This window comes from Mesorhizobium sp. CA8 (assembly GCF_020164955.1).
Lineage (GTDB): Bacteria > Pseudomonadota > Alphaproteobacteria > Rhizobiales > Rhizobiaceae > Mesorhizobium.
Map to the genome: position 1 here is coordinate 92044 of NZ_JAIUHG010000002.1, position 15170 is coordinate 107213.

Annotated in this window: 16 protein-coding genes and 1 tRNA gene; 8 read left to right on the top strand and 9 right to left on the bottom strand. The window is 63.7% G+C overall.

Annotation, left to right across the window (positions count from 1 at the left end; all coding sequences use genetic code 11):
• Positions 1 to 17 precede the first annotated feature (17 nt).
• Positions 18 to 365 carry a hypothetical protein gene (locus LB553_RS03345; RefSeq protein ID WP_224510645.1) on the top strand — a complete coding sequence of 116 codons (348 nt, stop codon included), beginning with the start codon at positions 18 to 20 and terminating at the stop codon, positions 363 to 365.
• Positions 366 to 550: 185 nt separating this feature from the next.
• Positions 551 to 772: a hypothetical protein gene (locus LB553_RS03350; protein ID WP_224510647.1), complete on the top strand. Its 222-nt coding sequence runs from the start codon at positions 551 to 553 to the stop codon at positions 770 to 772.
• A gap of 81 nt (positions 773 to 853) precedes the next feature.
• Here the strand turns inward: LB553_RS03350 and LB553_RS03355 are convergent, their stop codons facing one another.
• The 6 genes from LB553_RS03355 to LB553_RS03380 form a co-directional block, all read right to left on the bottom strand.
• Positions 854 to 1219 (bottom strand): hypothetical protein, encoded by a 366-nt coding sequence (locus LB553_RS03355; protein ID WP_224510649.1) that lies wholly within the window; start codon positions 1217 to 1219, stop codon positions 854 to 856.
• A gap of 250 nt (positions 1220 to 1469) precedes the next feature.
• Positions 1470 to 2393: a glutathione S-transferase family protein gene (locus LB553_RS03360; RefSeq protein WP_224510651.1), complete on the bottom strand. Its 924-nt coding sequence runs from the start codon at positions 2391 to 2393 to the stop codon at positions 1470 to 1472.
• A 23-nt stretch (positions 2394 to 2416) separates the two neighbouring features.
• Entirely contained in the window at positions 2417 to 2998 is a 582-nt protein-coding gene (locus LB553_RS03365) for a VOC family protein (RefSeq protein WP_224510653.1), read from the bottom strand.
• 314 nt (positions 2999 to 3312) lie between these two features.
• A tRNA-Glu gene (locus tag LB553_RS03370) sits at positions 3313 to 3387 on the bottom strand.
• 122 nt (positions 3388 to 3509) lie between these two features.
• Positions 3510 to 3923 (bottom strand): VOC family protein, encoded by a 414-nt coding sequence (locus LB553_RS03375; protein WP_224510655.1) that lies wholly within the window; start codon positions 3921 to 3923, stop codon positions 3510 to 3512.
• Entirely contained in the window at positions 3920 to 4297 is a 378-nt protein-coding gene (locus LB553_RS03380) for a fimbrial protein (RefSeq protein ID WP_224510657.1), read from the bottom strand. The genes LB553_RS03375 and LB553_RS03380 overlap by 4 nt, the downstream gene beginning before the upstream one ends.
• A gap of 26 nt (positions 4298 to 4323) precedes the next feature.
• Between LB553_RS03380 and LB553_RS03385 the strand changes: the two genes are divergently transcribed.
• Both LB553_RS03385 and rpoH read left to right on the top strand, forming a co-directional pair.
• Positions 4324 to 5394: an RluA family pseudouridine synthase gene (locus tag LB553_RS03385; protein WP_224510659.1), complete on the top strand. Its 1071-nt coding sequence runs from the start codon at positions 4324 to 4326 to the stop codon at positions 5392 to 5394.
• A gap of 215 nt (positions 5395 to 5609) precedes the next feature.
• Complete coding sequence (gene rpoH, locus LB553_RS03390) at positions 5610 to 6521, top strand: RNA polymerase sigma factor RpoH (protein ID WP_224510662.1); 912 nt, start codon at positions 5610 to 5612, stop codon at positions 6519 to 6521.
• Between the two features lie 249 nt (positions 6522 to 6770).
• On the opposite strand, the gene LB553_RS03395 is transcribed toward rpoH, so the two are convergent.
• From LB553_RS03395 to LB553_RS03405, 3 genes are all read right to left on the bottom strand, one after another.
• Positions 6771 to 7430 carry a peroxiredoxin gene (locus LB553_RS03395; protein WP_224510665.1) on the bottom strand — a complete coding sequence of 220 codons (660 nt, stop codon included), beginning with the start codon at positions 7428 to 7430 and terminating at the stop codon, positions 6771 to 6773.
• Between the two features lie 197 nt (positions 7431 to 7627).
• Entirely contained in the window at positions 7628 to 7993 is a 366-nt protein-coding gene (locus LB553_RS03400) for a cell division protein ZapA (RefSeq protein ID WP_140755654.1), read from the bottom strand.
• Positions 7994 to 7997: 4 nt separating this feature from the next.
• On the bottom strand, positions 7998 to 8270 hold the full coding sequence (locus tag LB553_RS03405) for a DUF4164 domain-containing protein (protein ID WP_023763725.1): 273 nt from the start codon (positions 8268 to 8270) through the stop codon (positions 7998 to 8000).
• Between the two features lie 261 nt (positions 8271 to 8531).
• On the opposite strand from LB553_RS03405, the gene tkt reads away from it, so the two are divergent.
• The 4 genes from tkt to LB553_RS03425 all read left to right on the top strand — a co-directional run bounded on the left by tkt (position 8532) and on the right by LB553_RS03425 (position 15082).
• A complete protein-coding gene (tkt, locus tag LB553_RS03410; RefSeq protein WP_224510666.1) occupies positions 8532 to 10523 on the top strand; it encodes a transketolase in 1992 nt (663 codons plus the stop codon).
• Between the two features lie 143 nt (positions 10524 to 10666).
• On the top strand, positions 10667 to 11677 hold the full coding sequence (gap, locus tag LB553_RS03415) for a type I glyceraldehyde-3-phosphate dehydrogenase (RefSeq protein ID WP_224510669.1): 1011 nt from the start codon (positions 10667 to 10669) through the stop codon (positions 11675 to 11677).
• Positions 11678 to 11835: 158 nt separating this feature from the next.
• A complete protein-coding gene (locus LB553_RS03420) occupies positions 11836 to 13725 on the top strand; it encodes a potassium/proton antiporter (RefSeq protein ID WP_224510670.1) in 1890 nt (629 codons plus the stop codon).
• A 160-nt stretch (positions 13726 to 13885) separates the two neighbouring features.
• Positions 13886 to 15082 (top strand): phosphoglycerate kinase, encoded by a 1197-nt coding sequence (locus LB553_RS03425; RefSeq protein WP_224510673.1) that lies wholly within the window; start codon positions 13886 to 13888, stop codon positions 15080 to 15082.
• Positions 15083 to 15170 lie beyond the last annotated feature (88 nt).

Genomic DNA, 15170 nt, shown 5'->3' on the forward strand with positions numbered 1-15170 from the left:
TGCCTGAGGTGTTGCTAATGTTTGGTCGAATCGCGGCTTTTGTCCTGTGCCCGGCGCTGCTTGCGGCGGGTGGCTGCGCGCGCAGCGACGACGGCACGGTGATCGTTCCGAGCCGGATGGACGTCAGGCGTGTCTGGGACAAGGCACCGCCGGGAACGACCGCGTCGCGGCAGATCGCATCGGACGTGTTTCCCTTGCCGCCGAGCCCGCCGCAGAGCCCCGCTGTGCGGCGCCATTCCAGGTCCGCTCCGGCGAGGCGTTCCTACAACCAGGATCTGCCTGATCAGTCTTCCAACGAGCAGACCCCCCTCACCTGCAGGAATGTCGGCGAAAGCGGCAAGCGCTACCGCGTCGTCTGCGAGTAACTTCGCCTCAATCCGCCGGCGGATGCCGGCTGGGTGCGCTACCCGGATTGAGAAAGACAACCCGACTGGTTCAGGCCGGCGGCGGCCGAACCCGCGCCGCAATCACGCATCGCTGATGAAACCTTGGCCGGCGCCGGACGTTGTTGGCTCTGATGCGATCCGCGCAGCGCAGAGGGAGACCGAAGATGTCCTTTCACTTCACCGTCTCTGGCCTGACCAGGAACTTGATCCATTCGCTTGGGCTGGACCATGAGCACGCGCTGAGATCCCTTACCCCTGAACAAAGCCTTCTGCTGGATTGTTACCTGGCCGGGCAGATCCCGGAGTCCGCCTGGAGCGACTACGTCTTCGAGATGCCGGAACTGGAAAAGCATGCCCAGGTCAGGCGCTCAAGCGGTTTAGCCTGAAGGTAATTCCAGGAAGTGTGAGCGGTGAAGCTCGGCGGCTTCGCCCGGAATTGCGTAAAGACAGATAGTCAGGCCCGCCGCCTACTTCTTCGGCGAGTTGAACTGCAGCGTGAAGACATTTCCGGCAATGCCTTGCGCCAGCGAGGGCGAAAGGCTGAGCGGCAGACAATCGTTCAGGGCCTTGGTCGCAGCCTCGACATACGCCTTACGCGCCTTGTCGTCGCCGCTGACATGGATAGCGGTTGTTCTCGGCGGCCCGATCAGCGTGCCGTCGCGTTTGAAGCTGAAGCTGAGCGTGACTGAGGAATTGTCGGAATTGGCCGGCGGCGTCCAGCAGGCGAGCAGGGCGGCGCCGACCTCGTTCATACCATTGAGCGGTGCGGCGGCCGATGGAAAAGGCACAACCGACAGCGCGCCCGCTATCATCAGAAATCTTGCTGTGTTCATCGCAGGTCCTCGTCGCCGTCGCTCTGCCCCCTGGCGGTATCGTACGATCCAGGACGAAGATGACAATAGCATTTCGGCCCGCCCATCGGCGTACCGTCGTGATTGCGGCGCGATGGCCCGCGAAAAAGCAAAAGGCCGGCACGAGCCGACCTTTCCCTTGCCTCGTCATGGCGCCAGTACATCCGTGGTCGCGGCGAGGACTGGAACCAGTAGACAGGCCTTAGGTAAATGAAACCTTAACGCCGAGGATTTACTGCGCTGTGGCCTGCGATTTCACATGCGCGATGTAGCCGCGCACGTCGCCGGCCGGCTCCGAATAAGCCTTGCCGAGCTTCTTCTCCATGGCCGCCATGTATTCCTTCGCCCAGCTGGGCAGCGCGTAGTCGACCACCGCCAGGAATTCGAGCGTTGCCGCCAGCCTTATATCGGCGATCGACGGGTTGTTGCCGCCGATGAACGGTTTGCCGTTGCGGAAGAAGGAGTGAAACACCTCGAGCGGCTCGGCGATCGCGGCCATAGCCGCCTTCTGCGCTTCCGATTTCTTGTCGGGATGGGCGTCGCTGTGGCCGACCTCGCCGGCATACTGCGGAAAGCCGAGCGCCGGATATGTCGCGCGCGCGACATAGGGATAAAGCGTGCCGACAAGGTAGAACATCGCGCTGTCGATCATCGCCCGCTTTGCCGGCGCCTTCGGATAGAACTTATCCAGCCCGTGCTTGTTGGCGAGATACTGCATGATGGCGCAGCTTTCCCACAGCACGCCGCGCGGCAGGCCCTTGTCCTCGATCATCGGCGTCAGATGCGCCGGATTGCGCGCCAGGAATTCGGGCGAACGGGTAAGGCCCCAGGCATCGGTCTCTGCCGGATCGAGTCCGGCCGCGCGCGCGAACACCCGCACCGCCATGTTGTTGACGCTCGGCCGCAGCATGCTGAGCTTCACGCCGGGCATCCTGGCCGGCTTCGCTTTGGCCTTGGGCGCGGGCTTCGCCGTCGCTTTGGGCGCGGCCTTTGCCGTCGCTTTGGTCGCGGCCTTTGCCGTCGCGGCGTTTGCTGTCGCTTTAGGCGCAGCTTTTGCTGTCGCCTTCGGCGCGGCTTTCGTATTCACCTTCGCGGCCGTTTTTGCCGCGGCCTTAGCCGCGGGTTTCTTCGCGCTCCTCGTTGCAGCCTTTGCCATATTGGTCCCTCCCTTTGACCCGGTTAATAAGGATTTTTCGGCGTCCTGCTTTCGGACAATGTTTCGCGTGACCGCTCGACCAGCGCCTGGATGGCATCGGCCAGATGCAGTTCGGCGATGTTGTAGTCGCCGCGCGCCACACGGATCCTGTGCGCTTCCATCAGCACGTCGGCATGGGTGAAGCCGGCCGGCGGCTCGAAGCGGTAGGAAGCAAGCTCGATCAAAAGTCCCAGCGGATCCTCGAAATAGATCGAGTCCATGAAGCCGCGGTCCTTGACGCCGCTGTGCTTGATGCCGCGCTCGTCGAGCCGCGCGACCGCCTGCAGGAAGGTGACCCGCGACACCGAAAACGCGATGTGGTGGACGCAGCCGATATCGGTCGGTGTCCGCCGCTTGACCGGGGTGCGGCTCTCGTCGGTGAAGACGGTGATCAGCCGCCCGTCGCCGGGATCGAAGTAGAGATGGCTTTCGCTCGCCTTGTCGAGATTAGGCTGCTCGAAGATGAAAGGCATGCCGAGCACGCCCTCCCAGAAGTCGATCGAGGTCTGGCGCCCGGCGCCGACCAGCGTCATGTGATGAACGCCTTGCGACTGCAGCTTCCGCATTGCTTCCTCCCCGCCTGCGCTCGCTTGCCGGCTGACGAATTAAATGCCCAGCCGCCCTGAATCAGCGCTTGGCACGCGACCGCCGCCCGGTTCTCGGATCGAGGTCGGAGCGCCGATGAGTGGATGCTAATTCAATCCGAGGCGCTGCGCCAGAAGCACGGACCTTCACTGCACTTCCGAGCATCGCCGTCTTCGGCGATAATGCGAGCCATGATGGCGAGCCGTCCGGCGACCGCTCAGGACTGACGCTCGCGAACATACGCACGCCGCATGACGCTTGGCGTTCGTGTGACATGGCGACGTATTAGGAAGCTTGGTACGCCCAAGGGGAATCGAACCCCTGTTCCCGCCGTGAGAGGGCGGTGTCCTGACCGCTAGACGATGGGCGCGCTCAAGAACCGGCTACATAGGCTGGCGGCCGCGAAAAAGCAACCAAGCAGATTCCGGAAAAGTGTCGTACGGTTTTCCGACAAGAATCTGCGACAAAACAAAAAGGCCTAAGCGGGTGCGGTCAGCCCTTTTGTTTCGGCTCGATCAGGTCCCAAAGATTGCCGTAGAGATCGGCAAAGACAGCCACCGTGCCGTAGGCCTCATAGCGCGGCGCCTCGCGGAATTCGACGCCCTGGGCGAGCATCGCCTGATGGTCGCGGGAAAAATTGTCGGTCTCGAGGAACAGGAAGACCCGGCCGCCGGTCTGGTTGCCGATGCGGCTTGCCTGCTCTTCGCCGGATGCTTCCGCCAGGAGCAGCCGCGCTCCTTGGCCCTTGGCCGGTGCGACCGTGACCCAGCGCTTGCCGCCGCCGAGATCGACATCCTCGCTCAGCACGAAGCCGAGCCGTTCGACATACCAAGCGATCGCCTCGTCGTAATTGGCCACGGCGAGCGCGACGGTCGCGACGCTGCGGCCGTCGGCAAAACCGCTCATTTGTTGCGGATCGCGAATTGGCCGATCATGCGGCGCTCGGCGATCTCGTAGACGAAGATCGAATGGCTGCCATCGGTAAGCTCGGCATCGATCGACAGGCGGTTGCCGGAGAGCGACTGGCTGATCACCTTGGCGCCGACCGGCAGCACGATGTCGCCGGAGAGCGGCGCACCGGCCGGAGCCTGGACATCGCTGGCGGGCGCCGCCACCGGCGCATTGCGGGCTTTGTAGACAAGCGCCCCGATCACCACCATAAGGGCGAGGAACAGAAGGCCGAGATTGACGATCATGAAACGGACGAGCTTGCGGCGCACATTCTCGGCCGCGGGATCGAGCGGCTTTTCCTCATCTTCTTCGGCGATCGGCCGGGCCATGGCTAAACAATCCGCAACGGGTTTCGATGAGCGCTCATAACGAAGAGACCCCGATATTGATAGAGGACGAATTGGCGGACGAGGAATCGGCTGCCGGCGACGCTGTCGCGCTGGAAGCCGGCGCCGATGCCGCCGGCCAGCGTCTCGACCAATGGCTTGCCGCCAAGCTCGGTCCGGAGCTCTCGCGCAGCCGCGTGCAGGCTCTGATCAAGCAAGGCGCGGTCTCCATTGCCGGTAAGGCGGTGCTGGAAGCCAAGCGCAAGCTGACGGCCGGCGAGCAGATCGAAATTCTGGTACCCGCGCCCGAACCAGCCGAGCCGCAGGGCGAGGACATTCCCCTCGACATCCTCTACGAGGACGACGAACTGATCGTCATCAACAAGCCGGCGGGACTGGTCGTCCATCCCGGCGCCGGCAACTGGACCGGCACGCTGGTCAACGCGCTGATCCATCATTGCGGCGACAGCCTGTCCGGCATAGGCGGCGTCAGGCGGCCGGGCATCGTCCACCGGCTGGACAAGGAAACCAGCGGCGTCATGGTCGTGGCCAAGACCGACCGGGCGCACAAAGCCCTGTCGGAGGCCTTTGCCGACCACGGCCGCACCGGCGATCTCGAACGCGCCTATCTGGCGCTGGTCTGGGGCATCCCGCAACGACCGACCGGCACCATCGACGCCACCCTGGGTCGCGCCGCCGACCGGGTGCGCCGCGCGGTGGTGCCGGAAGGCCGCGACGACGCCCGCCATGCCGTCACCCATTTCAGCGTCGTCGAGCGCTTCGGCGAAGCACAGCAGGCTTTTGCCGCCGCAAGCCTCGTCGAATGCCGGCTGGAGACCGGGCGCACCCACCAGATCCGCGTCCACATGGCCCATATCGGCCACCCGGTGGTCGGTGACCCGGATTACGGGCAGGCCTTCCGCACCAAGGCCAACCGGCTGCCGGAACCCTTGAAAACCAAGGTCAAAGCCTTTCCCCGGCAGGCCCTGCACGCCTGGCTCCTTGAATTCCGGCACCCGACCACCCATCTGACGATGAGGTTCGAAGCGCCGATACCGGGAGATATGGAGGAACTCGTCGGCGACTTCCGAAAACTTTGAACCGGCCCGCCACGAACAAGCTGCAAACCAGCCATCAAAAAACCTGACCGGCGTTGTTCACTTCAGCGTGACAGACTGTTTAGCGTTGAACAAATGCCTGTCTTTTCTGGTTTTGTTCCTATATATACAGGTTGTCGCGGATGAGCCTTTGGCATCCGTGACGCGTGCCCGCCGCGTTTAGGGGGCATTCACTCCAAAGAGAGAGGGGCGCTATCATGGCCCAATCATTACCCAGTATCGTTTCCGGTGAAGGCGGTCTCGCCCGTTACCTGGAAGAAATCCGCCGCTTTCCGATGCTTCAGCCGCAGGAAGAGTACATGCTCGCCAAGCGTTATGCCGAGCATCAGGACACGTCGGCTGCCCACAAGCTCGTCACCAGCCATTTGCGGCTCGTCGCCAAGATCGCCATGGGCTATCGCGGCTACGGCCTGCCGATCGGCGAGGTGATCTCGGAAGGCAATGTCGGCCTCATGCAGGCCGTGAAGAAATTCGAACCGGAGCGTGGCTTCCGGCTCGCCACCTATGCCATGTGGTGGATCAAGGCCTCGATCCAGGAATACATCCTGCGCTCCTGGAGCCTGGTCAAGATGGGCACCACCGCCAACCAGAAGCGTCTGTTCTTCAACCTGCGCAAGGTGAAGGGCAAGATCCAGGCGCTCGACGAAGGCGATCTGAAGCCCGAGCAGATCAGCGAGATCGCCACGCGCCTCAATGTTTCCGAGGCCGAGGTGGTCTCCATGAACCGCCGCCTGTCGGGCGACGCTTCGCTCAATGCCCCAATCCGGGCGAGCGAAGGCGAGTCCGGCGAATGGCAGGACTGGCTGGTCGACGACCATGAAAGCCAGGAAGAGATGCTGATCGAGCAGGACGAGCTGGAAAACCGGCGCTCCATGCTGTCGGGCGCTCTGTCAGTGCTCAACGATCGCGAGCGGCGCATCTTCGAGGCGCGTCGCCTGGCCGAAGAGCCGTTGACCTTGGAAGAGCTGTCGGCCGAGTTCGACATCAGCCGCGAGCGCGTGCGCCAGATTGAGGTGCGCGCCTTCGAGAAGGTGCAGGACGCGGTCAAGGCCGCCGCCAAGCGCCAGACCCAGGCGCTGCGCACCATCGAGGCGCAGCCGGCGGCGTAACAAGCTCAAAATCGAAAGAAAAAGGCGGCGCATTGGCGTCGCCTTTTTTATTTGGCGAAAGCGGCGAACCAGCCCTTTCTCCGCGGGGAGAAATGTCCGGCAGGACAATGAGGGGCAGCGCCGACGCTGCAAGGTTGTGGTTCAGGCAACAATCGCTTCAAAGGGCCGGCGCGCTGATCCTCGACCGCCGCGCCGCCCCTCGTCCGCCCTTCGGCACCTTCTCCCCGTGGAACGGGGAGAAGGAAAGGCTCAGGCCGTCGGCTGCTTGGTCTTCCTGAGGTAAGGAAGAACCGTCTCATACGCCCCGAAACGCTTGATCGCATCCTCATTGGAGACGGCGGCGGTGATGATGACGTCGTCGCCCTGCTTCCAGTTGGCCGGCGTCGCCACCTGGTGCTTGGCAGTCAGCTGGATGGAATCGATGACGCGCAGGATCTCGTCGAAGTTGCGGCCCGTGGTCATCGGATAGGTCAGCGCCAGCTTGATCTTCTTGTCCGGGCCGATGACATAGACCGAGCGCACGGTGGCGTTGTCGGCCGGCGTGCGGCCCTCCGAGCTGTCGCCGGCGCCCGCCGGCAGCATCTCGTAAAGCTTGGCGACCTTGAGGTCTTTATCGCCGATCAAAGGATAGTTCACCGTCTGGCCGGTAGCGGTCTTGATGTCGGCCTGCCACTTCTCGTGGCTCGACACCGGATCGACGGAAATGCCGATGATCTTGACGTTGCGCTTTTTGAACTCGCCTTCCAGCCCTGCCATCGTGCCGAGCTCGGTCGTGCAGACCGGCGTGAAGTTCTTCGGGTGGCTGAACAGCACCGCCCAGCCGTCGCCGATCCATTCATGGAAATTGATCGTCCCTTGCGTGGTCTCGGCCGTGAAGTCCGGCGCAATATCGTTGATACGAAGGCTCATGACGTGTTCCCTACCCTTGTGACATGCCACCGGCATGGGCCAACCCCATCGGCGGCTTAGCCTTCTATACCGCCGCACGGTCCAGTTCAAAAGACTTGTGTCTGTCAGCGTGATCGAGGGAGCGGAAAAATTTCGTCTTTTCCTGGAAATGACACGCGGAATTTCCGCGACTATGCTGGGAGGCTGGATGAAGCGGCTTAAGCCTTCTTTATCGCCAGCGTTGCCGTGAGGTCTTCCATACGCTGCGCAAGCGCCGCGAGCGCGGTGGTGAGCACGCTGTCGCTCTTGTCGGCCTTAGTCAGCGCCTCGTCGCGCGTCTTGCGCAAGGTGAGCACCTCGCTCTCCATGCCCTTGACGCGCTTGGTGAGCTCAGAGAGCTCGTCCATAACCATGATACCTGCCATGACGGTAAGCCTCTGGTCGCCGATCTCGCCGAAGGAATCCTTCAGGTGCGAGACATAGCGGTCGAAGCGCTCGGCAAGGTCGATCAGATGCTCTTCCTGGCCCTCGTCGCAGGCCATCCGGTACTGTTTGCCGTCGATGGAAACGGTGACCTGTGCCATTGCCTTACCTGTCCAGAACCGCGCGGATGGTTTCCATGGCGGTCACCAGCCGCCGCGACACTTCCTTGTTGGCATCTTCCAGCCGCTCGGCGCGCGCTTCGGAATTGTCGAGCTCCTGCGCCAGGCGCGAACGGTCGGCGTTCATGCGCTGCACCTCGGCCTCGGCTTCCGAATAATCACGCTCATGCTCGAGCTTCGCCGCAACGGCGTTTTCCAGCCCTTCCATGGCCTTGCCCAGCCTGGCGATGACTTCCTTCAGGGTCGTTTCCCCGGTCATGGCCTTCGTCCTATGCCCTGCCCATCACCGAATCGCACGCGTTCAGAACGCGTTACCTCGGAAAGATTAGGCGCCGGGTGAAGGGCGCGTCAACAAAGCTCTCGCGACTGTCCCCCGCTATCGCTAATGTAGACGCTCGATGCCATCACAAGCCCGGCAAAATCCGTCCCGATTTGTTGACTAAAAGGCCGCGCCTGCTATGTGTCGCGGCATCCTTTTCCAAGGGTTCTCCCCAGGCTCCAACTCACTTCCGGAGGAAGCATGACCTCGCGTGAACAACATGATCGGATGGCCAACGCGATCCGTTTCCTTTCCATGGACGCCGTCGAGAAGGCGAATTCCGGTCACCCTGGCCTGCCGATGGGCTGCGCCGACATCGCCACGGTGCTGTTCAGCCGATTCCTGAAATTCGACGCCAAGGCGCCGCATTGGGCCGACCGCGACCGCTTCATCCTGTCGGCAGGCCACGGCTCGATGCTGCTCTATTCGCTCCTCTACCTCACCGGCTATGAGGACATGACGATCGACCAGATCAAGAGTTTCCGCCAGCTCGGCTCCAAGACCGCCGGCCATCCCGAATACGGCCATGCCGCCGGCATCGAGACCACCACCGGCCCGCTCGGCCAGGGCCTTGCCAACTCGGTCGGCTTCGCGCTCGGCGAGCGCATCATGAACGCCGCCTTCGGCAACGAACTCGTCAACCATTATACCTATGTGCTGGCCGGGGACGGCTGCCTGATGGAAGGCGTCTCCCAGGAAGCCATCGCGCTGGCCGGGCATTTGAAGCTCAACAAGCTGATCGTCTTCTGGGACAACAACAACATCTCGATCGACGGCCCGGTCTCGCTGGCGGACAACACCGACCAGGTCGCCCGCTTCCAGGCCTCGGGCTGGAACGCCAGCCACATCGACGGCACCGATCCGGAAGCGATCGCCTATGCTATCGAGGCGGCGCGCCATTCCGACAAGCCGACGATGATCGCCTGCAAGACCACCATCGGCTTCGGCGCCCCGACCAAGGCCGGCACCAACAAGGCGCATGGCTCGCCGCTGGGCGCCGAGGAAATCGCGGGCGCGCGCAAATTTTTCAACTGGGACTCGCCGCCCTTCGAACTTCCGGCCGACATCCTCGAGGCCTGGCGCGCCATCGGCAAGAACGGCGCCAAGGCGCGCGCCGACTGGGAAGGCCGCCTGGCCACGGCCGAGCCGAAGCTCAAGGCCGAGTTCGAGCGCCGTCTTGCCGGCAAGCTGCCCTCCAACTTCGACGCCGTCATCGGCGACTACAAAAAGAAGCTGTCGGCCGACAAGCCGAAGGTCGCCACCCGCAAGTCGTCGGAAATGGCGCTGGAAGTCATCAACGGCGCGGTGCCGGAAACCATCGGCGGCTCGGCCGACCTCACCGGCTCCAACAACACCAAGACCAGCCAGACCAAGAATATCACGCCCGACGATTACGGCCAGCGCTATGTCCATTACGGCATCCGCGAGCACGGCATGGCGGCTGCGATCAATGGTCTCACGCTGCATGGCGGCCTGATCGCCTATGGCGGCACCTTCCTGTGCTTCTCCGACTATGCCCGCCCGTCGATGCGCCTGGCCTCGCTGATGGGCATCCGCTCGATCTTTGTCATGACGCATGATTCGATCGGCCTCGGCGAGGATGGCCCGACCCACCAGCCGGTCGAGCATCTGGCCGCACTGCGCGCCATCCCGAACCACAATGTCTTCCGTCCGGCCGACGCGGTCGAAACCGCCGAGTGCTGGCAGATCGCGCTCGAATCCGAAAAGACGCCCTCGACCCTGGCGCTGACCCGCCAGAACCTGCCGACCGTGCGCACCGAGCATTCGGCAAGGAACCTCTCCAGCCAGGGCGCATACGAGCTTGCCGCCGCCAGCGGCGAGGCCGTGGTGACGATCTTCGCCACAGGCTCCGAGGTCGAGATCGCGCTTGGCGCGCGCGACCTGCTCGAAAAGCACGGCCATCCGACCCGGGTCGTCTCGGTGCCCTGCTTCGAGCTGTTCGACCGGCAGAGCGACGATTACCGCAAGAAGACCATCGGCAACGCCAAGGTGAAGGTCGCGATCGAGGCCGGCATCCGCCAGGGCTGGGATCACCTGATCGGCACCGACGGCATTTTCGTCGGCATGCACGGTTTTGGCGCCTCCGGCTCGATCGAGCAGCTCTATCCTCATTTCGGTATCACTGCCGAGGCCGCGGCCAAGGCGGTGGAAGCCCGCCTGCACGGCAACTAGGAATTGGCTCAGCCCGGATCGTCGATTGACGATTTGCCGGGCTGGACCAACCTAATCGATTTAAATGCGACCTTCTGCGGCTGGATTCTTGCGCCTTCCGCCGTTATGAAACTGCGGACCCATCCGCCCCAAGGGAGAGAACAATGACCGTCAGAGTTGCCATCAACGGATTTGGCCGCATCGGCCGCAACATCCTGCGCGCCATCCATGAATCCGGCCGCAAGGACATCGACGTGGTCGCCGTCAACGACCTCGGCCCGGTCGAGACCAATGCGCACCTCTTGCGCTACGACAGCGTGCATGGCCGCTTCCCGCATGAGGTGACCGTCGACGGCGACCAGATCTCAGTCGGCAAGGAGAAGTTCAAGGTCACCGCGATCAAGGATCCGACCCAACTGCCCTGGAAGGAGCTCGGTGTCGACATCGCGCTCGAATGCACCGGTATCTTCACCGCCCGCGACAAGGCCGCCGCGCATTTGACCGCCGGCGCAAAGCGTGTGCTCGTCTCGGCCCCGGCCGAAGGCGCCGACCTCACCGTCGTCTACGGCATCAACCACGACAAGCTGACCAAGGACCACATCGTCATCTCGAACGCGTCCTGCACCACCAACTGCCTGGCGCCGCTGGCGGCCGTGCTGCACGAGACCGTTGGCATCGAGAAAGGCATGATGACGACGATCCACTCCTACACCGGCGACCAGCCGACGCTGGACACCATGCACAAGGACCTCTACCGCGCCCGCGCCGCGGCGCTGTCGCAGATCCCGACCTCGACGGGTGCCGCCAAGGCGATCGGCCTTGTCCTGCCCGAGCTCAAGGGCAAGCTCGACGGCATTTCGATCCGCGTGCCGACCCCGAACGTCTCGGTCGTCGACTTCAAGTTTATCGCCAAGCGCTCGACCACCGCGCAGGAGATCAACGAAGCGGTCATCGCCGCATCCAATGGCAAGCTGAAGGGTGTTTTGTCGGTCACCCATCACCCGAACGTGTCGATCGACTTCAACCACGACCCGCATTCCTCGATCGTGGCGCTCGACCAGACCAAGGTCATGGACGGCAACTTCGTTTCGGTCCTGTCCTGGTACGATAACGAATGGGGCTTCTCGAACCGCATGGGCGACACCGCCGTCGCTTTCGGCAAGACCATCGCCTGATCCAGGGTTCATTCGGAGTTTTGAAACGCCCGGCTTGGCCGGGCGTTTTTTGTTGGCCGGCTGAGCCAAAAAACATCCTGCTGCCTTGCACTGGTCATGTCTTCGCCCCACTCTCCCGTAAATCGAGAAATGAGAGGGACTTGGAGGGGCAATAGCGGATGGAGCATGCGATATATCTCGTGACGCTGGTCGGCACGGCGCTCATTGTCGCCGCCGCGTTTTCGAGCCTGATCGCCTTCCGCTTCGGCGCTCCTTTGCTGCTCCTCTTCCTCTGCATCGGCCTTGCCACCGGCGTCGACGGGCTCGGCATCGAATTCGACAATGCGCGGCTGGCCTATTTTGCCGGCTCACTGGCCTTGGCCATCATTCTATTCGATTCCGGTTTCGGCACGCCGCTCAACGCGCTGCGCCAGGCGGCCGGGCCGGCGCTGTCGCTGGCCACGATCGGCGTTATCCTCACCACCGGCATCTTCAGCGTCGCCGCTTCGTATTTCCTCAACCTCAGCTGGCTGGAATCCTCTCTACTTGGCGCCGCTGTCGCGTCCACCGATGCGGCCGCCGTGTTCTTCCTGCTGCGCGCCGGCGAAATCCATCTGCGCGAGCGCGTGCGCTCGACCCTCGAAGTGGAATCCGGCACCAACGACCCGATCGCCATCTTTCTCACCATCACGCTGGTCGAGAGTATCGCCGCGCATGCCAACCCGGAAGCCAATGTGCTGGCCACCAACCTTTTGCTCGGTTTCCTCGCCAATATGGGGCTCGGCGCCATTATCGGCGTGCTCGGCGGCTTTGGCATCGTGCGCCTTGTCGAGCGGCTCAATCTCGACCACGGCCTGTTGCCGATCTTCGTGCTGACGCTCTCGCTGATGGTGTTCGCGGCGGCCGGCGCCATCGGCGGCTCGGGCTTCCTCGCCGTCTATCTTGCCGGGCTGATCGCCGGCAATTCCGACATCCGTGCCGTCACCATCCTGAAGCGCTTCCAAGACGGCATGTCGTGGCTGGCGCAGATCATCATGTTCCTGATCCTCGGCCTGTTCGCCACGCCCTCGCAATTCCCCGAAATCCTCGTGCCGGCGGTCCTGCTCGGCCTGTTCCTGATCTTCGTGGCGCGGCCTTTGGCCGTCTGGCTCTGCCTGATCCCGTTTCGCCTGCCGCGTCCCGAAGTCGCCTTCGTCTCGTGGGTCGGCCTGCGCGGCGCGGTCTCGATCCTGCTCGCCATCACGCCGTTGCTTGGCGGGCTCGAGCATGGCCGGCTGATCTTCAATGCCGCCTTCATCATCGTGCTTGTCTCGCTGGTGGTGCAGGGCTGGACGGTCGGGCCGCTGGCGCGGCGCCTCGGCCTGATCGTTCCTGCGCGGCTCGGGCCGCTGGACAAGGTGGAGCTCGAATTGCCGGGCTCGGCGCATCACGAGCTGCTTGCCTATCGCGTCGCCCCCGGCAGCCCGGTGGCGCGCGGCGAGCGCATCCCGCGCTGGGCAAGGCCTTCGCTGGTGCTGCGCGACGGCCGTTCCATGCGCTTCCAGGACATGGGCCGGTTGGCGGCCGGCGATCAGGTCTACATCTTCGTGCCGGACCGCTACCCGCGCCTGCTCGACAAGCTTTTCGCCAGCCGCGCCGTGGTCGATCCGGAGGATGCTGACTTCTTCGGCGCCTTTGCCGTAGATCCCGCTCGATCGGCGGCGGAGCTGGAAGCCGCGTATGCACCGGGGCTGACCGAGGCCGAACAGAAGCTCACCGTCGCCGCGCTCGTCACCGAGCGGCTCGGCGGCCACGCCGAATATGCCGACCGCGTGATGATCGGGCCGATCGAGCTGATCGTGCGCGATGTCGACGAGAAAGGCAGGATCACCGGGCTTGGCCTGTCCTTCGAGCCAACCGCGCCGGTGGCTCGCGTGCCGGTTTTCCTGAGCGCCGGCGAGATCGCCGATCGTATAGCCGCGATGATCCGCGGCTGGCGTAAGCCGGCGGAACAACAGCCGGCCGAGGACGTGCCGAGCGACAGCGTGGCGCCTGGACCGGACGCACAGAAGGCAACCGGCGAAAGCTGATGTCTCACGCCGACATCATTTTTGCGCGCGCGCTGCAACGCGGCCCTTGCATCGTCCCCGGTGCCGGGTAAGGTCGCCGCGTTTTCGCTAAAGCAATTCCAGGAAAAGTGTGGGCGGTTTTCCGTCCGGAATTGCGTCAAGGCACCAGGAAGGAACGACCATGGCCGGCTTCAAGACACTCGATGATATCGGCGCCGTCGGCGGCAAGCGCGTGCTGGTGCGCGTCGACCTCAACGTTCCCGTCGCTGACGGCAAGGTGACCGACGCCACCCGCATCGAGCGCATCGCGCCGACCGTCGCCGAACTCTCGAAAAAAGGCGCCAAGGTTATCCTGCTGGCGCATTTCGGCCGCCCCAAGGATGGACCGTCGGCCGAGTTCTCGCTGGAGCCGATCGCCCGCGCGACGGCGGAAGTGCTTGGCCGCCCTGTCGGCTTTGCCGCCGACTGTATCGGCGACAAGGCTGCCGAGGCCGTCGCCGCCATGAAGGACGGCGACGTGCTGCTGCTCGAGAACACCCGCTTCCACAAAGCCGAGGAAAAGAACGAACCGGCCTTCACCGAAAAGCTCGCCGCCAATGGCGACATCTATGTCAACGACGCCTTTTCGGCCGCGCATCGCGCGCATGCTTCGACCGAAGGCCTGGCGCGCCACTTGCCGGCCTATGCCGGCCGCACCATGCAGGCCGAGCTCGACGCGCTGGAAAAGGGCCTCGGCAATCCGGTACGGCCGGTGGTGGCCATTGTCGGCGGCGCCAAGGTCTCGACCAAGATCGACCTTTTGATGAATCTCGTGAAGAAGGTCGACGCGCTGGTGATCGGCGGCGGTATGGCCAACACCTTCCTGGCCGCGCGCGGCACCAATGTCGGCAAGTCGCTGTGCGAGCATGACCTCGCCGGCACCGCCAAGCAGATCATGATCGAGGCGGCCGAAGCCGGCTGCGCTATCATCCTGCCCACTGACGGCGTGGTCGCCAAGGAATTCAAGACTGGCGCGCCCAGCGAGACCGTCGCCATCTCGGACGTGCCGGCCGACGGCATGATCCTCGACGTCGGCGCAAAGACCGTACAGAGCGTCAACGACTGGATCGACCGCGCCGCGACGCTGGTCTGGAACGGTCCGCTCGGCGCCTTCGAGATCGAGCCCTTCGACCGCGCGACGGTGGCGGCGGCAAAGCATGCGGCGGCGCGCACCAAGGCAGGCAAGCTTGTCTCGGTCGCCGGCGGGGGCGACACGGTGGCCGCGCTCAACCACGCCGGCGTCGCCGACGACTTCACCTATGTCTCGACCGCCGGCGGCGCCTTCCTCGAATGGATGGAAGGCAAGCCGCTGCCCGGCGTCGAGGTGCTGAAGCGGTAAACAGTCCGAGACCGGGCAAAGCCCGCGCGGCTTTCAATCGATTCTAGCTTTCCGGCGTCATTCCTTTGGCGGTAGTGTTCTCCTAGCG